Raw genomic sequence first — 19,054 nt, 5'->3', positions numbered from 1 at the left:
GTCCTTTGGAGGGATTCACCGACATGGCGCTCACGGTCTACAGCACCACCTGGTGCGGCCCATGCAAGCGGCTGAAGTCGCAGCTGACCCGCGAGGGGATCAGCTTCGACGAGATCGACATCGAACGTGACCCGGACGCGGCTCAGTTCGTGATGAGCGTCAACAACGGCAACCAGGTGGTACCGACCGTGGTGATCGAGACCCCCCGGGGCCGGGTGGTGCGCACCAACCCCTCCGCTCGCGAGGTCAAGGCTCTGCTCGAAGCGGCCTGACCACTGAATAGAGCCCCCGGCTTCCGCCGGAGGCTCTAGTTGTTGGTTACCATGCCCGTGAGGACCTGGGTGGTTGAGTCACTCAGGTCCTCATATCAGTGAACGTGACTGTCCAGCTTCCGCTCGAGGCGCGCGATGTCGCTCTTGAGCTCGGTCCGCACCTCGGCGATGTCGCTCTTGAGCTCCGTCCGCACCTCGGCGATGTCGCTCTTGAGCTCGGTCCGCAGCTCGGCGATGTCGTCCTTGAGCTCGGTCCGAGTACTGCTGAGCTCGTTGCGCACGTCGATGATGTCACCCTTGAGCTCGACCACGGCGTTGGTGATGGCACCCGTGACCGCGTCGATGATCCGCCTTTCCGAGGCTTTGATCTTGTCATCCATCCGCACCTCGGTGGCGGCGTGCTGGATGGCCAACTTCTGACGCTCGAGATCCAGGATCTCTACGATGTGTGACTCGTTCATGTCCACGAGTTTACTCCTTCCGCTACCGAAGGTGTCTTCGAATTTACGCTAAGTGATGGTGGCTTACCAGTCTCCGGTCAGAGGGCCGCCGTACCAGGTTTCGATCAGGCGGCGGGCGATCGAGACCGCCGGCGGGAGGCGTAGCTCTCCTGAGCCGAGCGCGTCGGACAGCTCCGCGCGGGAGAACCAGCGGGCCTCGGCGATCTCCTCGGAGTCGAGGGTGAGCGTCGTGGACAGGGCGTCGGCGAAGAAGCCGAGCATGAGGCTGCGCGGGAACGGCCACGGCTGGCTGCCGAGGTAGCGTGGGTTGACGACGGTGATGCCGACCTCCTCCGCCACCTCCCTCACCACGGCGTGCTCCAGCGACTCGCCCGGCTCCACGAACCCGGCCAGGATCGACAGGCGCCCCTCCGGCCACTGGGGGCCCCGGGCGAGCAGGCAGCGGTCGTGCTCGTCGCGGATCAGCATGATCACCGCGGGGTCGACGCGCGGGAAGTGCTGGCTGGAGTCGTGCGGGCAGATCCGGATGTGGCCGCCCGCCATCACGTTCGTACGGCCGCCGCAGCGTGGGCAGAACTCGTGGGTCGTGTGCCAGGCGTCCAGCGCCACCGCGTAGACCAGGAGCCCCGCGTCGCGGTCGCCCAGCAGCCCGCCCGCCTGGCGCAGACCGGCGGGGACCGTCGCGCCGTCGGGCGTGTCGCGCAGGCCCAGCGGGACCGTCACGCGGCCGTTGACGTCGGCGGCCGGCCCACCGGGCAGCGGCGCGGCCACCGCGAAGTAGACGACGTCGCCGTCGACGCCCAGGAGGTAGCGCTCGCCGGGCGGCGCCTCCCGCGTGGTGAACAGCACCGCCCGCACCTCGTCGCCGACCCGCCTGACCAGCGTCTGGCCGTCGTGGACGACCAGGACCCTGCTCGTCGGCTCGGCCCAGGCTTGTTCCAGCCAGCCGTTGTCGGCCCGCAGCGCGGACGATCTGTCGATGGTGCCGCGTGCGAGCAGCAGCGGTCCGATGAGTTGCTCTGCCGCCCTGGTCTCCACAGGCCCACCCTTCCCTTTCCATGCCGTCCTTTGACCTCCTCCCCCTCCTCAACGAGGGGGACTCTCACCCTCACGGGTGAGGTTTCCTGCTTCACCGCCGGCCGCCCGCCAGGAAGGACTTCCCTTGAGGTCTCACGCCGGCTCCACAGGCGTTTCAGTTGTCCGCCAGCCCGGCGGCCAAGATGTTCCTCGCCGTGTTCACGTCCCGATCATGGGTCGCTCCGCAGGCGCACACCCAGGTCCGGACGTTCGGCGGCGGTTTGCCGCGCAGGGCCCCGCAGGCCGAGCACAGCTGGGAGGAGGGGAACAAGCGGTCCACCACCACGAGTTTCCGCCCGTACCAGGCCGTCTTGTACTCCAGCATGCACCGCAGCTCCCGCCAGGACGCGTCGGAGATGGCGCGCGCCGGCGAGTGGTGCTTGACCATGGTGCGCACGGTCAGGTCCTCGATCACGACCGTTTGGTTCTCACGGACGAGCCGAGTCGACAGCTTGTGCAGAAAATCACGGCGCCGATCGGAGATCCGCGCATACGCCCGGGCCACCTTCAGCCGGGCCTTGGCCCGGTTGGCGGAGCCCTTCTCCTTACGGGCGAGCATCCGCCGGGCCTTGGCCACCCGCCTGCGGTCGGCCCGCTCATGACGCGGGTTGACGATCTTCTCCCCGGTCGACAGCGTGACCAGAGCGCTGAGGCCCGCGTCCACCCCCACCACCTCTTCCACCGGGCGCAGCGGGGAGATCTTCTCCTCCACCGACAGCGACACGAACCAGCGCCCGGCCGCGTCCCTGCTCACCGTCACGGTGGACGGCTGCGCGCCTTCGGGAAGAGGCCGCGACCACACGATGTCCAGCGGCAGGTCCATCTTCGCCAGCGTCAACCGGCCCTCACACCAGCGGAACGCCGAACGGGTGTATTCCGCCGACAGGCGCGACTTCTTGCGGGACTTGAACGCAGGATACTCGGCCCGCTTGGCGAAGAAGTGGGCGAACGCCGCCTGAAGGTGGCGCAACGCCTGCTGCAACGGCACCGAGGAGACCTCGAACAGGAAGTCGTAGTCGCCGCTGCGCTTCCAGGCCGTCAGCGCCGCCGAGGACTCCACGTAGGAGACGCGCCGACCTTCCAACGCGTAGGCGCGAGTGCGTTCCTCCAGCGCCTTGTTGTAGACCAGGCGGACGCAGCCGAACGTCCGGGCAAGCTCTTCGGCCTGCTCAGAGGTCGGGTGGAAGCGGTACTTGTAGGCCCGCTTCACGATCCGTGACACGCCTCACACGATACTTCAAGATCGGCTAAATATCGCGCGTCTGTTCGATCCCGCGGGCGCCGTTCCGGCTCTACCCTGAAGGACGAGGCCTCCGGCTTGATGAGATTCGATGACCTCAGAGTTAGCCACCGATTACGGTATCCGGGCGGCGGGGTGATCTCTCAGGAGTTAGGATCTAGCGGTTAGGTTAGCCTTACCTGATCAGCGGGGGTGCCACGCGTTGCGGCTCTACATGACCGCGATCAAGCCGACCGATTCGGTGACCGACGGGTTCCTGCCCGCCGCGCGGGCCCTGGGCTGCGAGGTGACGATCCTCACCGACCGGCCGGACCGGCACCCCGGCGCGGTGGCCTGCGACGTACGCGACCCACGGGCCGTGATCGACGTGATCGCCGGTCTCGGCCGGCCCGACGCGATCTTCACCAACTCCGACCACTTGCAGGCCGAGACCGCGCTGGCCGCCGACTACTTCGGGCTCCCCGGAAAGGACTGGCGGGCCTGCCTGTCGGCCAAGAACAAGTTCCTGACCCGTCGCCGGCTCGCCGAGGCGGGCGTCGAGCGGGTCCGCTCGGTACGGCTGGCGCCGGGCGATCCCGTGCCTGACGACCTCCCCTACCCCCTGGTCGTCAAGCCGCGCGAAGGCGTGGCCAGCGAGGACGTGGTGCTGGTCGAGAGCGACCTGGCCGGGGCGGTGGCCGGGGTGAGGAAGCGCCGGCCCGGCGAGGCGCTGGTCGTGGAGGAATACCTGGAGGGGCCGCTGCGCACCCTCGAAACACTCGGCGACGGCGCCGGCCTGCGGGTGCTGGGCGGGTTCGAGACCACGCTCGGGCCGCTGCCCCACTTCGTCGAGGAGCGGCTGGACTGGGCCCCCGGCGGGCCGCACGAGCACGTGCTGGCCGCGCTGCGGGCGCTGGGCGTGGGCTTCGGCGCCTGCCACACCGAGTACGTCATCACGCCGGCCGGCCCGCGCATCGTCGAGGTCAACTACCGGGTGATCGGCGACCACTGCGACTTCCTGCTGGCGGACGTGCTCGGGGTGCCGCTGTTCGAGTGGATCCTGCGGGTGCACCTCGGGGAGCCGGTGCCGCCCGTGCCGGAGAGCTCCGGCTACGGCAGCGCGGTGAGCCTGGTCGCCGACCGGTCGGGAACGATCAGGTCGGCGCCCGGAGCGGAGTCGGTGGAGTCCGGGGACGTCCGGCTGTGGCACCGGCCGCTGCGGTCCGTGGGCGACGTCGTCCGGCGGACCCACACCAACCGCGACTATCTGGGCGTGATCCGGGCGGTGGGGCCCGACAGGGAGCGGGTCGAGGCCGCCGTGGGCGCCTACCGCGCGGCCCGGCCGTGGGTGGTCGGGTGAGCGAGCGCGAGTCGTACCTTGCGGCCCGTGTGCTGGACGCGCTGCTGCGGGAGGACTACGGGAGACTGTCGTCGCGGGTGAGCCGGAGCCGGGAGGGTGTCCGGGTGACGCTGGCCGGCGGGCGGACCGTGCGGCTGGCGCCCGGCGTGCTGTTCCAGGACTTCGTGGTGGCGCCGGAGGAGCGGCTGCGGCTGCGCGAGGTGCTCGACACCCTGGCCGAGGTCGCCGATCCGGCGGACGCTGAGGGGGTGGCCGCGTTCTCCGAGGAGTGCACGCAGGCGCTGGCCGCCTCGCGACTGCACGACGACCGGCTCGCCTCCGTGCTCGCCTCGGGGCCGTCCTACGAGTCGCTGGCCGCCTTCGCGGACCATCCGGTCTACCCGACGTCCCGCGCCCGGCTCGGGCTGTCCGCCTCGGAGTTGCTCGCCTACGCGCCGGAGTTCGCGCCCTCGTTCGAGCTGAGGTGGGTCGTGGTGTCGCGGGAGGCGCTGGCGCCGGGCTCCGCCGCCGCGCTCCCGCCCGACGTCGCGCCCGGTCTCGCCGCGGACGGGGTGTTGTTCCCGGTGCACCCGCTGGCCGTGGACGAGGTGCGGAAAGCCGGCGGGGTGCGGCTGCTGGAGGAGTCCCGGCTCACCGTGCGGCCCACCCTGTCGATGCGGACCGTCGAGGTCGGCCCCCGTACGCATCTCAAGCTGCCCCTGCCCACCAGCACCCTGGGTGCGCGCAACCGCCGCTCCATCAAGGCCGGCACACTCGAGGACGGCGCCCGGGCGGAGCTCCTGCTGCGCCGGCTGGCCGACCCCGACGTGCTGCTGGCCGACGAGCAGACCTACGCGCACGCCGGCCACGAGTACCTCGCCTGGATGGTGCGGCGGCTGCCCGAGGGGACGATCGTGCCGGTGGCGGCGCTCAACGTGCCCGGAGTGCGGGCCGAGCTGGGCGAGGTGCTGCCCGGCTATCTGCGCGTGCTGCTGCGCTGGCACGTGCGGCTGTTCGTGCGCTACGGCGTGGCCCTGGAGGCGCACCAGCAGAACCTGTCGCTGGTCTTCCACGAGGGCCGGATGCGGCTGCTGGTCAAGGACAACGACGGGCTGCTCGCCTCCCCCGCCCGGCTGGCCGCGGCCGGGATCGAGGCGCCGGCCTTCGCCGACCGGCGGATGCTGACCGACGACCCCCACGCGCTGGCCGACGTGTTCGTGACCATCACCCTGCACCTGGCCGCCGCCGCGGTCGTCTTCGGCGCCCTGCCGCACCGGCGGGCGGCGGCCCTGCTGCGCGACACCCTCGCCGAGGCGCTCGACGAGCACGGCGGCGACCCCATGGCCAGGTTGCTGCGGGCCAGGACACTCGACGCGGCCAGGCTCACCGGCAAGTCCATGCTCACCGCCGGGACCCTCGTGGCCAAGGAGCGTTCCGGAGCGCTTGACATCAACAAGTTCTACGGCACCAGCGGGCCCAACTATCTGAGGAGAGCTTGAATGCACGGTCTGGTCCTCGACGCGCCCGCCACGCTGGCCGAGGAGGCGACGCTGGCGGCCCTGCTCCGCTGCTGCGTGCGGGAGGTGGCCGGCCCCCGGGGGCTGGTCTGGCCCGCTCCGCCGTACCTTCTGCTCAGGGTGGCGGAACGGTTGCTGCGCGTCCGCACCCACGGCGGCGCGGCGCTGCGCTTCGACGGGCCGGCCGAGCGCCTCGACAACGGCGCCTGGCACCCGCTGACCTCCGGCGAGCTGGTCCGCCTCGCCGAGGCCGAGCTGTCGGGCGGGCTGCCCGCCGCCCACAACGGGGAGTTCGCCCGGCAGGTGGCGGCCAGCAGGGCGGCGGTGGCCGCGATCCTCGCGGCGAGGGCCGGGGCCGAGCCGCCCGCCGACCCATGGCTGGCCTCCGAGCAGGCCCTGGTCTACGGGCACCCGTTCCATCCCAGCCCCAAGGCGCGGGGCGGTGACGAGCACGACTGGCTGCGTTACGCGCCCGAGGCCCACGCGGAGTTCCCGGTGCGGCTGCTCGGGGTGCGCGAGGACATGCTCGCCGAGGAGGGGGACGCGTCGGCGCTCGACGCGCTGGGCGAGGCGCCGTCCGGCTACCTGCTGCTCCCGGCGCACCCGTGGCAGCTCGATCTGCTGCGCCCGGCGTTCGGGGCGGAGCTGGCCGACCTGGGTCCGGGCCCGGATGTGGTGCCCACCTCGTCGGTCCGCACGGTGTACGCGGCGAAGGCGGGGGCGTGCCTGAAGTTCAGCCTGGACGTCCGGATCACCAACTGCGTGCGGAAGAACGCCTGGTACGAACTGGCCGGGGCGGTGGAGCTGACCTCGCGGCTCGGCCCGGTGTTCGACGAGGTGTCCGCCAGGCTGCCGGGCACGCGATGGCTGCCCGAGCCCGGCTACCGCTCGGCCGCGCTCGGCACCCGGCTGCTCGAAGGGCTGGGCGTGATCGTCAGGGCCAGCCCGTGGTCGGTGTGCTCTCCCGGCGTGGTGCCCGTCCTGGCCGGCGCCCTGGCCCTCGACGCGCCGGCCCGCGACCCGCTCGCCTGGTGGACGGCGTACGTCTCCGTGGTGGCGCTGCCCGTGCTGGAGCTGTACTTCGCGCACGGCGTGATCCTGGAGCCCCACCTGCAGAACGTACTCGTGGGCCTGGACGACGCCACGGGCCTGCCCGTCGAGGCGGTCTTCCGCGACCTGGAGGGCACCAAGCTGGCCGCGGGCCGCCACGACCTCGGCGGCATGGCGTCGCGCGTGGCGCAGGCGCTGACCTACGACGCCGAGCGCGGCTGGGCCCGGGTGGTCTACTGCCTGCTGGTCAACCACCTCACCGAGATCGCCGCCACGCTGGCCGCGCCGCACGGCGACGAGCTGCTGCGCGAGCTGTGGCGGGCGGCCCGCGAGATCCTCGCCCGGCACGCCGCCGACCTCGGCTGGCCGCTCCCCCTGTCCAACCTGCTGGCCGGCGACCCGCTGCCCGCCAAGGCCAACCTGAGCGTCCGCTGGGCCAGGGCGGCCGACCGGTCCGCCGGCTATGTTCCGATCGCCAATCCCTTCGCATGATCAGCCCGAGCGTCCGGGCCGCCGCCCTCCGGGCGTCCGGCGTCCCGGCCTACGTCTACGACCTGTCCGCGCTGGACGAGCACGCCGCCGAGGTACGGAGGGCGCTGCCGCACATCGAGCTCTACTACGCCGTCAAGGCCAACCCGGACCCCGAGCTGCTCCGCGTGCTGGCCCGGCACGTGGACGGCTTCGAGGTGTCCTCGGGCGGCGAGCACGCGCACGTCGCGGCGCTCCTCCCGGGCAGGCCGCTGGCCCTGGGCGGTCCCGGCAAGACCGACGCCGAGCTGCGGCTGCCCTGCCACCGCCTGCACGTCGAGTCGCCCAACGAGCTGCGCCGCCTCCTCGCCACCGGCCGGGAGGCCGACGTGCTGCTCCGGGTCAACCCCGACCTGCCCGTCGAGGGAGCCGCGCTCACCATGAACGGGCCGTTCGGCATGGACGAGGCCGGCGTCGAGGAGTGCCTGCCGCTCTTCACCGACCGGGTACGGCTGCGCGGCCTGCACGCCCATCTGGCCAGCGGCCTCGACGCCGCCCGGCTGCTGGGCCTGGCCGAGCGGCTGCTGGACACCGACCACGCCGAGGTCAACCTGGGCGGCGGCATGGCCGTGGACTACGCGGCGCCGGAGGCGAGGTTCGACTGGGCCGGCTACGGCGGCGGGCTGGCCGGGCTGCGGCGGGCGGGGCAGCGGGTGCGGGTGGAGCCGGGCAGGGCGCTGACCGCCTACTGCGGCCACTACGTGACCACGGTCGTGGACGTGAAGCGGGTGCGCGGCCAGGCGTACGCCATCCTGCTGGGCGGCACCCACCACCTGCGCACGCCGGTCACCAAGGGCCATGACCAGCCGTTCACCGTCCTGCCCACGGGCGACGGACCGGGCGTGACGGACGAACCGGTCACGCTCGTCGGCCAGCTGTGCACCCCGAAAGACGTCTTCGCCCGAAATATCGTGACCTCGGTTCGAATGGGGGACACGGTGGTGTTCGCGATGGCCGGGGCCTACGCCTGGAACATCTCCCACCACGACTTCCTGATGCACCCCCACCCGGAGTTCCACTACGTCTGAGGGCCGACCGGCACCGCCTCGATCAGCGCCACCAGGCCGTCGGCGTCGAGCAGGTCCACCGGGCGGACGGTCCGGTTGGCGCGTACGTAGTGGAAGGCCGCGCCCACCCGGTCGAGGGTCACCCCCGCGAGGTGCGACCAGGCCAGGCGGTAGGCCGCCAGCTGCACCGTCGCGGCCTTGGCCCCCTTGCCCTTCGGCGGCTCGCCGGTCTTCCAGTCGACCACCTCGTAGCGCCCGCCGGGCAGCTCGAAGACCGCGTCCATCCGGCCGCGCACCAGCCGGTCGGCGATCATGGTCTCGAACGGCACCTCCAGGTCGAGCGGCCGGCGTTCAGCCCATTCGCTCCGCTCGAAGAGCTCCTGCAGCTCCGCCAGACGCACGTCGGCCTCCTCGGCCTCCTCACGGTCCAGGTCGTGGAGCTCGAAGTCGTCGAGCAGCCGCTGCTGATCCCAGCGCGACTCCAGCCACCTGTGGAACGAGGTGCCCCGGCGGGCCAGCGGCGCCGGCTTGACCGGGACCGGGCGGCGGATCCGGCGAGCCAGCTCGCGAGGGTCGGCCGCCAGCGTGACCAGCGACGACACGGTCAGCCTGGACGGCAGCCCGACGGTCGTGGCGCCGCGCCGCCGGTGCAGCTCCCGCTCGCGCAGCAGCAGGTCGGTGTCGCGCTCCCAGGCCCGGACGCGTTCCTCCTCGAACGGGCGCAGCGGCTCGTCCTCGGCCGGTTCCAGGTCGCCCGCCAGCGCGCCCTCCACCAGGCGGGCGCCGTCGAGCACCGACTCGTACCGCAGGCCCTCGGGCGTGACCGGCCAGACGGCCGCGGCGGGCTCGGCCAGCAACGGGTTGGTCGCGCCGTCGGCCAGGGCGGGCGCCCAGAAGGCGACCCGGTCGGCCGTGTCGCGGATCTCCAGGAGGAAGTCGGACGGCTCCAGCGGCTTGGACGCGGTGCCCCAGCGGTAGCCGGAGGCGATCAGGTGGTAGTGCGCCCTGGTCACGGCCACGTACGCGAGCCGCCGCTCCTCCATGAGGTCGCGCTCGCGGCAGCTCTCTTCGAACGCCGCCAGCTCCTCCTTGCTCAGCCCGGTCAGGCGGGGCAGGTCGCCGGCGTCGCCACGCAGCGGATAGGGCAGCTTGCGCGGATTGTCGGTCCAGCGACTGTTGGTGACCGGCGTGGCGGGGAAGATGCTGCCGCTGGCGATCGTGCCCTTCGAGCTGACCAGCTGCGACAGGCCCGGCACGACCACGACCGGCCACTCCAGACCCTTGGACGCGTGGACGGTCATCAGCTTGACGCTGTTGCTCTCGCCGACCCGGCCCGCCTCCAGCCCGAACTCCTCGCTCTCCGCCGCCTGCAGATAGGCCAGGAACGCGCCGAGCGTCGGATCCTCGGAGTCGCCCGCGAACCGGGAGGCCGCGTCGAGGAACGCGTCGAGGTCGGCCCGGGCGGCGAAGGCGCTGACCGTGCCTCCGCGCGCGGCCACCTCGATGTCCAGGCCCAGCCTCCGCTCCACCTCGGTGATCAGGTCGGGCAGCGGCTGACCGGTGTGCGCCCTGAGCTGGCGCAGCTCGTGGGCCAGCGCCACGAGCCGGGTCCTCGCCAGCGGCGAGAACGACTCCAGCCACGCCTCCCGGTCGGGCAGCTCGTCGAGGGCGTCGACCAGGCTGCCACGCTCCTCGGACAGGTCCGCCACCACCTGGTCGAGCGGGTCCTGCTCCCGGCGGCCCTCGCGCGGCTCGCGGTTCAGCTCCCTGGCGTACTCGCCCAGCACCCGCAGGTCGGCGGGCCCGATCCGCCAGCGCGGCCCGGCCAGCAGCCTGGCCAGCGCGTCACCCGCCGTCGGGTCGTAGAGCACCCGCAGCGTGGCCACGATGTCGTTGACCTCCGGCACGGTCAGCAGGCCCCCCAGGCCCACCACCTCGACCGGGATGTCACGCTCCTCGAACGCCCTGCGCAGCGCCGGAAACTGCGACCGCCTCCGCGCCAGGATCGCCACGTCCTGCGGTTGCAGGGCCGGCGTCTTCTTGCGCTCGCCGTCGCCCCACGGCAGCCCGTCGGGTGCGACCTCCTGGCCGAGGATCGCGGCGACGCCGTCGGCGATCCACTTCGCCTCGTCCTCGGCAGTCTCGTGGAAGGCGCAGGTGACGCGGCCACGGTCGACCCGGTTGGCGCCGGGGACGAGCACCGGCACCTCGCGGGCCTCCATGCGCAACGGCAGCTGGACCCGGGCGGCGACGTCGAGGACCCGGTCGCCGTTGCGGAAGCTGACGCCGAGCTGCCGCACCGGGGCCGGATCGCCGGCGCCGGTGCGGAAGTCGGACGGGAACCGGCGCAGGTTGCCCGCCGAGGCGCCGCGCCAGCCGTAGATCGACTGACAGGGATCGCCCACCGCCGTGACGGGGTGGCCGTTGCCGTACAGGCTTCTGAGCAGGACCAGCTGGGCGTGGCTGGTGTCCTGGTACTCGTCGAGCAGCACCACCGCGAACCGGGAGCGCTCGATTTCGCCGACCTCCCTGTGGTTGGCGGCGATCCTGGCGGCCAGCGACATCTGGTCGCCGTAGTCGATGACCTCCCTGGCGCGCTTGAGCCGTTCGTACGCCTCCACCAGCGGCAGCAACTGCTCCCTCGCGGCCTGTACGGTGCCGGGCTTGCGCTGCGCGAGCGTGATGCGGCCCGGGAGCCCGGCCTGGCGCTCCGCCAGCCACTTCCCCACCCGCCGCACGTCGGCGGCGGTGCGCAGGTGCTCCGACAGCTCACCCGCGAGCTCCAGCACGGCTGCGGTGACCGACGGCGGGCCCAGCTCGATCCGGTCCATCGGCCCGTCGTACATGGCCACCACCCTCGACGCCAGCTGCCACGAGACGGCCGGCGTCACCAGACGCATGGTCGGCTCCAGCGCCTCGCGCAGCGCGTGGTCGGTCACCAGGCGCGCCGCGTAGGCGTGGTAGGTGGAGACGGTCGGCTCCTCGTCGAGCAGCCCCGGCTCCACCAGGCCGGCCTCGGCCAGCCCGGCCAGTCGTTCCCGCACCCGGGTGGCCAGCTCGGCGGCGGCCTTGCGGGTGAAGGTCAGCCCAAGCACGTTCTCCGGCCTGACCATGCCGTTGGCGACCAGCCAGACGACCCGGCCGGCCATGGTCTCGCTCTTGCCCGAGCCCGCGCCCGCCATGACGACCATCGGTTCGAGAGGGGCCTTGATGACCTCGGCCTGCTCGGGGGTCGGCGGCAGGACGCCGAGCTTCGCGGCCAGCTCGGCGGGGTTCAGCACACCTGACCCCCGTTGTCGTTGACCGGGCAGCTGGCCCTGGCCGCGCAGGTGCGGCAGCCGTCGTTGACCTTGGCCTGGAAGAACGGGCCCGACATGCCGACCGCGACGGTGTCGACCAGGTCTCTGGCCCAGCCGGGGTTCGGGTCGTCGGCCAGCGCGCCCTGCTCCTGTTCGAGCGCTTCCCTCTTGCCCGCCGCCTTGCCCAGCTGGACCAGCGCGGCCCCGCCCGGCTCGGTCATGCCGTGCCTGGCGAACGCGCCGAGCAGCGCGGCCAGCTGGTAGACGCCGAGCTGGGGATGGCGGTCGAGCTCGCCGGCCTTGGGCTTGGAGCCGCCGGTCTTGAGGTCGATGATCACCGCGCGGTTCTCCGAGTCGCGCTCCACGCGGTCGACCCGGCCCTTGATCTGAACGCCGTCGCTCACGGTCGCGATGAAGGCCTCCTCCAGCGCGACCAGCTCGCGAGGGTTCTCCTTGTGCCAGCGCAGGAACTTGCCGATCATCTGCTCGGCCACCTGGCGCTGCTTGCGGTTGAACCACACGCCGCCGAAGTCGAGCTCGTTCCAGATCTCGTCGAGGCGCTCGCCCAGCAGGTCCTCGTTCGGCAGGTCGGTCGCGGCCAGCACGGCGAGCGCGTGGATGACCGTGCCGAGCCCCTGGGCGGAGCTGGTGCCGGCCGCCCCGACGGCCGTCTCCAGCAGCCAGCGCAGGCCGCACTTGCTGAAGCTCTCGACCGCCGACGGGGAGATCCTGACGATGTCGTCCGGCCAGCTCAGGGGGCGGTCGTCGGTCATGGTCGTGAGGGCGTACCAGTCGTTGGGGTGGGCGCCCTGGACTCCGGCGGCGGCCAGCCGGGCGAGCTGCTGAGCCGCCTTCTGCCGGACTTTTGCTGACTTAGTGGGATCGGTCACCGCGCTCCGGAGGTCGGCCACGAGGGCCGACATGTTGAGCCACCGCGCCCGGTCGTCCACCGTGGCCGTGTCGACGGCCCCCGGCATCAGCTCGCTCAGGAACCTGGACGGCCGCTCGTCGGTGTCCTCGCCGCCCACCGCCGTGACGACCAGCCTCTTCCTGGCCCGCGTCGCGGCCACGTAGAACAGGCGGCGCTCCTCGGCCAGCAGCTTGGAGGCCAGGGACGCCGCGCTGGGCCGCGCCCCCTCCACCACCTCGACCAGATCCTCCACGCCCAGCATCGAACCCCTCAGCCGCAGGTCGGGCCAGACGCCCTCCTGCACCCCGGCGACCACGACCACATCCCATTCGAGCCCCTTGGACCGGTGCGCGGTCAGCACCCGCACCGCGTCGCCGTCGGGCGCCCGCTCGGCCAGCGTGTCGCCCGGGATCTCCTGCGAGGCCAGGTCGTCCAGGAACACCTCGGGACCCGCCTTGGGCATCCTGTCCACGAACCTCGCCGCGTGATCGAACAGCCCCACCACCGCGTCGAGATCGCGGTCGGCCTGCGCCCCTCTGGCGCCCCCTCCCAGGCTCAGCTCGGTCCACCGCTCGGCCAGCCCACTGGCCTGCCAGACGGCCCACAACACGTCCTCGGCGGTGCCCTGCCGCCGTACGGCCTCGCGGGCCGTGGCCAGCAGCCCGGCCACCCGCTCGGCGGGCAGCGCGATGTGCGGCTCCACCCGCGTGAGCTCCCGCACGTCCTTCACGGCCGCCACCAGCAGCTCCCCGGACGAACGCACCCTCGACGGGTACGCCGCCTCCCCCGGGACGGCGCCGTCCTCATCCAGTGCGGCCGCCTCGTTCTCGGCGATCTTCAGGGCTCGGCGGAGGCGGCGGACGCCGATCATGTCCGTGCCGCCGAGCGGGCCGGTCAGGAGCTCCTCCGCCACGCCCTCGTCGAGCTCGCCGGGCTCGAGAGCCACCCTGAGCATCGTCAGCAGGGGCCGCACGCCCGGCTCCTGCGCGATCGGCACCTCGTCGCCCGCCACCATCGTGGGCACGCCGGCACTGACCAGGGCCCGCCTCAGCAGCGGCACCTGCCGGGTGGCGGATCGCACGAGCACCGCCATCCGATGCCACGGCACCCCGTCGATCAGGTGAGCCCGGCGCAGCGTGTCGGCCACGACCGCCGCCTCCTGGCTGGTGCTGTCGGCCAGCAGCACCCGCACCTCGCCGGCGTCAGCCTCGGCCAGCGGCACCAGCTCCCGATGCCCGTGCACCCGCCGCTCCCCGGCTCGCGGGGAGTCGTCCCAGGAGGTGGGGGCCGGGACGGCCTGAGAGTCCAGGACCGGGACACCCGGAAGGTCGGGGACTGGGACGGCCGGAAGGTCCGGAGCCGGGACGGCCGGGGACTTCGGAGCCAGAACGCCCGGACGGGCCGGGGCCGGGACGGCTGGGGAATCGGGGAGGGGGGCGGCGGGGAGGCGGGTGGCTATGCGACGGGACGCCTCCAAGAGGTCGGGACCGCTGCGGCGGCAGACGCGCAGGGCCAGAACCGGGGCGTCGCGCCCGTCCAGGGTGCGGAACCGTTCCGGAAATTTCAGGATCCCGCGCACGTCGGCCCCCCGGAACCCGTAGATCGACTGGTCGGGGTCGCCGACCGCGACCAGGTCGCGCCCGTCGCCGGCCAGTTGCTGCAACAGGAGCTCCTGCGCCGGGTCCGTGTCCTGGTACTCGTCGACGAACACCACATCGTGAGCCGCGCGTTCCCTGCGACGCACCTCGGGATCGGCCAGCAGCGCCGCCGCGGCCCTGATCAGCTCGGCGTAGTCCAGCGCCGGCTCCGGATCGAGGTCGAACCGCGCCTGGTAGCGCAGCGCGAACCGGCCGACGGCCACCCAGTCGGCCCTGCCGTGCCGTCTGCCGAGCTCCTCCACGCGCTCCCCGTCGAGCCCGCGCTCGTTCGCCCGCGACAGGAAGTCGCGCAGCTCCTCGGCGAACCCGCGCGTCTTCAGCGGCTCCCGCAGGGAGGCCGGCCAATCGGGGGCCCCGTCCTCGAGCTCACCGTGCAGCAGCCGCCGGACCTCCAGCAGTTGCTCGGGGCCGGTGAGCAGACGCGGCGGCGGCTCCCCGGCGAGCACCGCCTCCCGCCGGAGCAGGGAGTAGGCGTAGCTGTGGAAGGTCAGGGCCAGAGGGGTTCTGGTCGTGCGGCGGAGGCGGCCGGTGACCCGCTCACGCAGCTCTCCCGCGGCCTTGCGGCTGAAGGTGAGGATCAGCACCCGCTCGGGATCGACCCCGCGCCGCTCGATGCGCTCGACCACGGACTCGACCACGGTCGTGGTCTTGCCGGTGCCGGGACCCGCGAGGACGAGCAGCGGGCCGCTCTGGTGCCGGACCACGGCACGCTGGTGCTCATCGAGCACAGGGGCCTCAACGGGTCCCCCGCCCCCACGTCGCACCAGCCGCCAGGTCTGACCACTCACAACACTAGATTCCACCAGACCACAGGGGTAGATCGTGCCGAGTTGACCGGTCTCCTCGCTGAATCCGCCAACGATATCGAGGCAAATATCCAAGTTCTCGCCGACACGCCGCCCAGAACCGTACACCTGCGCCCCCTTTGGCGCGGTCCGGCTCGATGACAGACCGTGGGCTCGGCCGGCGAGTGGACACTGATGCCTGACGACAGCTCTGCCAGACGACAGCCGACTCCTCGACGAGCCAGGCGAGACCCCGCTGATCAGCAACCCCACGTCGACTGGGCGGCGTCGGAGGTCTGACGCGGGCGGCTACGAGAAGAGGTGGTCGACGACCCGGGCCGTGGCCTTGCCGTCGTCTCGGGGGGCGAAGGTGGCCCGGAAGGCGTCGTAGCGGTCGGAATGGGCGGCCGCCACCTCGTCGATCGACCGCAACGCCTCGATCACCTCGGCCGAGGTGGACAGCAGCGGCCCCGGCGCGGTCTCCGGCAGGTCGAGGTAGAGCCCCCGCTTCGACGCGTACTTCGCCAGGTCGTAGCCGTAGAAGACGATGGGCCGGCCGGTGGCGGCGAAGTCGAACATGACCGAGGAGTAGTCCGTGACCAGCACGTCGGTGACGAGCAGGAGATCAGCCATATCCGGATAAGTCGTGACGTCGCGGGCGATGTCCGGGACCGCCGGCACCGCCTGCATCGGATGCCCCCGCACCAGCAGCTCGTGGTCGGCGCCCAGGGCCTCCCGCGCCTTCGCCAGGTCGAGCTTGACCATGGCGTTCTTGCGGTCGTAGTCACGCCAGGTCGGCGCGTAGAGCACCACCCGCTTGCCCTCGGCCAGCCCCAGCCGCTCGCGCACGGAGGCCGCGAGCCGGTCGCGGTCGGGAGAGGAGAGCACGTCGTTGCGCGGCAGCCCGCTCTCCAGGACCTCGCCCTGGTAGCCGAACGCCCGGCGCAGCACCGGCGTGGCCCACGGCGACTGCGACAGCAGCACGTCCCAGCCGCGCACCTCGGCCACCTGCCGGTGGTAGACCGGCGGGCGGGGGTCGCGGGCCATGTGGGGCTGGTCGTTGCCGATGTGCTTGACCGGGGTGCCGTTCCACGTCTGCAGCACCACCTGGTCCTCGCGGGAGCGGAACCAGACGGGCAGGAAGGCGTTGGTCACGATGTGGCGGGATCTGGCCAGGGCGGCGTGGTGCTCGCGGCTGCCCGCGCGCACCACGGTCGCGCCACCGGGCGGGACGAACGCGCCGTCCTTGACGACCCAGATGTGCTCGCGGTCGTCGCCCCGGCGCAGCCGCTCCTCGTAGATGGCCCGGACGCTGTCGGCGTAGAGGCGCCCGTCGTTGGCCACGTAGACGGTGGCGTCGTTGAGCGGCTCCGTGCGCTGCGCCGGGTAGAAGACGCGCCGCAGCACATGGGTGCCGGCCACGCCCTTCTCGTCGGCGGGGCGGGCCTCCTCGACGGTGACCACCGGCACGTCGAAGCGGGTGGACACCATGCGGTAGGCCCGGCCGTCGAACGTGCGCGGGTCCTCGTCGAGGCCGGGCAGCGCCGCGTGGTCCATGCGCAGCGGGACGATCTCGCCCGAGGGATGGCGGATCGACATGTTCCAGGTGCCGGACGACAGCGGGACCGCCTCACCGAAGCGGTCCATGGACGCGGGCGCGAGCCGTACGGAGAACTCGTCGCCCGAGCGGTCCATGGGGATCCAGTAGCACAGCCCCGAGCGGTGGCGCAGGGTCACCACACGCGGCCCGGCGGCGTCGGGGTAGCGGCCGCGCAGGACCAGCGACTCGCCCTCCCACACCGCCGAGGTGATCACCGGGCGGATCCGGTGGGCGGACACGATCACGCGGTCGCGGCGGTCGCCGAGCACGGTGATCTCGCGGTCGCCGGACGGCGCCCGGATCTCTCCCGAATCGGCGAGCATGACGGACGCGGCGGGGTCGCCCTTGGGCTCGACCCAGAGCCGCCGGCCGTCCTTCTCCTGCAGCAGGGCCGGGACGGCGAGGCCGACCAGGACCTCGGTGCCGTTGGCGACGGGGGTGAACTCGGCGGCCATGCGGTGCCCGCCGAGGCGGGCGTGCCCCTTGGTGACCGTACGGCCGGGCAGGAAGATCCTGAGGTCGAGGCGGTCGCCGTGGACAGAGGCCTCGGCCAGCTCGGCCCGGTTGGGCTGGAGCACGATCTGCAGGGCGCGGTCGGAGGTCCAGACCGGCCTGGCCCACAGCCCGGGCCGCAGCTTGCGCCCGGCGGGCCGCTCGGGGCGGCCGATCGACGAGCCGCGCAGCAGGCCGGTCGCCCTGGCGCCGCGGCTCCAGAACACGATCTCGGCGCGCCACGTCGTCGCGTCGCGGACGGCGGGCCGGTGGCGCATGCGCCGCCGCACGGCGGAGACCAGGCCGCGCACCGCGCCGCGCCAGCGCAGCGCCAGCGGGCTGAGGTCGGCGGAGAACCCGGACCAGTCGTAGTTACAGCCCGGCTCGCGGGCGCCGTGTGTGGCCTCGGGCTCGAACACGCGGCGGGTGCGCAGGCGCACGGGCGGCAGCCAGCGCGGCCCGCGCAGCACCACGGTCGCCCAGTTGAACCGGCGGCTGCGCACGGACAGCCCGGCGAGGTAGGCGAACCCGGTGATCCGCAGCTTGCCGTCGATCCACTGGATGTCGTCGATGTGGGTGACGGGCACCAGGTCGGCGCGGCGCAGCCGGAACAGGGCGGGCGGGAGCTCGTCGCGGAACGGCAGGTCGGCGTACCAGCGCAGGCCCTTGCGGATCCGCTTGGACGGCTCGGCCGCGGCCGCCACGACCGTGGTCAGCGTGTCGCCCTCGACCAGCTCTTCGTCGGGCCGGTGCTCGATCAGATGGCAGATGAGCCGCCGGGCGACGGGCAGCTCGCGCTTGACGCCGGCGTCGACGGCCGCCAGATAGGGGCGCACCAACGTGAGCAGCTCGCGCCTGCGGGGCACGCCGCGCTTGACCGCGAGGTCCATGCGGGCGCCCAGCGGACCGCTGAGCACCTCGCTGTCGAACGCCGCGTCGCGACCGCCAGGCCCCACGGCCCGCATGACCGCTTCGAGTGACTCACCCCGATCGCAGAGGTCCTGGACAGCCTTCAGGCGGTCGGCGGCAAGGTCGCCGCCCTGGCTCTGGGCTGTAACGCCGGTGGCCATCGGGGGACCGCCTTTCGGACCGCCATCACTGTTCAGCCCATGCTAAGGGGAGTCATTTGCCACGGATCCGTCAAGTAGACGAATCCGCAGGTCAAACACCTTCCTGAAAATCCCCTGAACGCCCGCTCCACCGGGCCCGCCGCATGTCGACACGATCACCGCGCAGAGGGGTGCCTTCGTCCCTCCAGTGGACCAGGCAGCGTTGCTCGTGGTCAGGGGCACCCGTGCCGTCGGCGTGGACGACCCGCCACCAGGGCACACCGCCGCCCCACGTCGACATGACCCGCCCGACCTGACGCGGCCCGCCTTCGCCGAGATACTCGGCGATGTCGCCGTACGACATCACCATGCCCGGGGGAATGGACTCCACCACCTCGAGCACGCGCTCGGCGTAGGGGTTCACGGGCTCCACTCGGCCGGACCGGCCTCGATGATCTCGTCGAACTTGCCCATCTCCATCGCGGTGCCGTCGGCCAGGACCTCCAGGACGCCGTCGCGCAGCGCGTAGGTCTCGCCGTCCTCGCCGATGAGCCGGGCGCCGAGCAGGGAGGCCAGCCTGACGAGCTGGGCCACCTGCCAGTCGGAGCCGGGCTCGCCGATCACCTGATCCTGCCAACGCCCCACGGCGTGTGCGCCGCCGCCGTGCCTGGCGACGATTTCGTGCGATCCGCGCAGCTCGAATCCGGCCGGCGAGATCGCCTTCGCGAGGTCAGGGAAGGCGATCGGTGCCTCCCGAACCACGCGGAGCTCGTATCCCATGACGCGCGACC

General features: G+C 72.5%; 13 protein-coding genes. 5 read left to right on the top strand and 8 right to left on the bottom strand.

All coding sequences use genetic code 11. The features are described from left to right. Positions 1 to 23 precede the first annotated feature (23 nt). Positions 24 to 272 carry a glutaredoxin domain-containing protein gene (locus tag AB0C16_RS04360; RefSeq protein WP_189128745.1) on the top strand — a complete coding sequence of 83 codons (249 nt, stop codon included), beginning with the start codon at positions 24 to 26 and terminating at the stop codon, positions 270 to 272. 95 nt (positions 273 to 367) lie between these two features. Here the strand turns inward: AB0C16_RS04360 and AB0C16_RS04355 are convergent, their stop codons facing one another. The 3 genes from AB0C16_RS04355 to AB0C16_RS04345 all read right to left on the bottom strand — a co-directional run bounded on the left by AB0C16_RS04355 (position 368) and on the right by AB0C16_RS04345 (position 3,032). Next, positions 368 to 733 (bottom strand): hypothetical protein, encoded by a 366-nt coding sequence (locus tag AB0C16_RS04355; RefSeq protein WP_357678732.1) that lies wholly within the window; start codon positions 731 to 733, stop codon positions 368 to 370. 63 nt (positions 734 to 796) lie between these two features. Next, entirely contained in the window at positions 797 to 1,771 is a 975-nt protein-coding gene (gene nudC / locus AB0C16_RS04350; RefSeq protein ID WP_357678731.1) for an NAD(+) diphosphatase, read from the bottom strand. A 154-nt stretch (positions 1,772 to 1,925) separates the two neighbouring features. Then, a complete protein-coding gene (locus AB0C16_RS04345; protein WP_357678729.1) occupies positions 1,926 to 3,032 on the bottom strand; it encodes an RNA-guided endonuclease TnpB family protein in 1,107 nt (368 codons plus the stop codon). 220 nt (positions 3,033 to 3,252) lie between these two features. Between AB0C16_RS04345 and AB0C16_RS04340 the strand changes: the two genes are divergently transcribed. From AB0C16_RS04340 to AB0C16_RS04325, 4 genes are read left to right on the top strand one after another with little or no spacing between them, the layout of a single operon-like run. Continuing rightward, on the top strand, positions 3,253 to 4,389 hold the full coding sequence (locus tag AB0C16_RS04340) for a siderophore biosynthesis protein (RefSeq protein WP_357678727.1): 1,137 nt from the start codon (positions 3,253 to 3,255) through the stop codon (positions 4,387 to 4,389). Further along, positions 4,386 to 5,867 (top strand): IucA/IucC family protein, encoded by a 1,482-nt coding sequence (locus AB0C16_RS04335; protein ID WP_357678725.1) that lies wholly within the window; start codon positions 4,386 to 4,388, stop codon positions 5,865 to 5,867. Before AB0C16_RS04340 ends, AB0C16_RS04335 begins: the two co-directional genes overlap by 4 nt. Further along, positions 5,868 to 7,427 (top strand): IucA/IucC family protein, encoded by a 1,560-nt coding sequence (locus AB0C16_RS04330; protein WP_357678723.1) that lies wholly within the window; start codon positions 5,868 to 5,870, stop codon positions 7,425 to 7,427. It begins immediately after the preceding gene. Beyond that, positions 7,424 to 8,491, top strand: coding sequence for a type III PLP-dependent enzyme (locus tag AB0C16_RS04325; RefSeq protein ID WP_357678721.1), 1,068 nt, complete (start codon positions 7,424 to 7,426; stop codon positions 8,489 to 8,491). The genes AB0C16_RS04330 and AB0C16_RS04325 overlap by 4 nt, the downstream gene beginning before the upstream one ends. On the opposite strand, the gene AB0C16_RS04320 is transcribed toward AB0C16_RS04325, so the two are convergent. From AB0C16_RS04320 to AB0C16_RS04300, 5 genes are all read right to left on the bottom strand, one after another. Then, entirely contained in the window at positions 8,482 to 11,751 is a 3,270-nt protein-coding gene (locus tag AB0C16_RS04320) for an ATP-dependent DNA helicase (RefSeq protein WP_357678719.1), read from the bottom strand. The two genes, AB0C16_RS04325 and AB0C16_RS04320, sit on opposite strands and share 10 nt — an antisense overlap. After that, complete coding sequence (locus AB0C16_RS04315; protein WP_357678717.1) at positions 11,745 to 15,065, bottom strand: UvrD-helicase domain-containing protein; 3,321 nt, start codon at positions 15,063 to 15,065, stop codon at positions 11,745 to 11,747. The genes AB0C16_RS04320 and AB0C16_RS04315 overlap by 7 nt, the downstream gene beginning before the upstream one ends. A gap of 366 nt (positions 15,066 to 15,431) precedes the next feature. After that, positions 15,432 to 18,284, bottom strand: a complete 2,853-nt coding sequence (locus AB0C16_RS04310; protein WP_357678715.1) for a CDP-glycerol glycerophosphotransferase family protein — start codon at positions 18,282 to 18,284, stop codon at positions 15,432 to 15,434. A 91-nt stretch (positions 18,285 to 18,375) separates the two neighbouring features. Further along, the gene (locus AB0C16_RS04305; protein ID WP_357678713.1) at positions 18,376 to 18,696 is read right to left on the bottom strand and encodes an MGMT family protein; all 321 of its coding nucleotides are present in this window, start codon (positions 18,694 to 18,696) and stop codon (positions 18,376 to 18,378) included. Beyond that, the gene (locus AB0C16_RS04300) at positions 18,684 to 19,043 is read right to left on the bottom strand and encodes a hypothetical protein (RefSeq protein WP_357678711.1); all 360 of its coding nucleotides are present in this window, start codon (positions 19,041 to 19,043) and stop codon (positions 18,684 to 18,686) included. The genes AB0C16_RS04305 and AB0C16_RS04300 overlap by 13 nt, the downstream gene beginning before the upstream one ends. Positions 19,044 to 19,054: the final 11 nt, after the last annotated feature.

This window comes from Nonomuraea sp. NPDC048916 (assembly GCF_040649575.1).
Lineage (GTDB): Bacteria > Actinomycetota > Actinomycetes > Streptosporangiales > Streptosporangiaceae > Nonomuraea.
This window is presented reverse-complemented; position numbering and strand designations above follow the sequence as displayed.

Bases quoted from the DNA above. Each gene is read 5' to 3' on its own strand.
- AB0C16_RS04325 (WP_357678721.1), top strand. From the start codon at position 7,424: ATGATCAGCCCGAGCGTCCGGGCCGCCGCCCTCCGGGCGTCCGGCGTC.
- AB0C16_RS04355 (WP_357678732.1), bottom strand. From the start codon at position 733: ATGAACGAGTCACACATCGTAGAGATCCTGGATCTCGAGCGTCAGAAG.
- AB0C16_RS04300 (WP_357678711.1), bottom strand. From the start codon at position 19,043: ATGGGATACGAGCTCCGCGTGGTTCGGGAGGCACCGATCGCCTTCCCT.
- AB0C16_RS04330 (WP_357678723.1), top strand. From the start codon at position 5,868: ATGCACGGTCTGGTCCTCGACGCGCCCGCCACGCTGGCCGAGGAGGCG.
- AB0C16_RS04310 (WP_357678715.1), bottom strand. From the start codon at position 18,284: ATGGCCACCGGCGTTACAGCCCAGAGCCAGGGCGGCGACCTTGCCGCC.
- AB0C16_RS04360 (WP_189128745.1), top strand. From the start codon at position 24: ATGGCGCTCACGGTCTACAGCACCACCTGGTGCGGCCCATGCAAGCGG.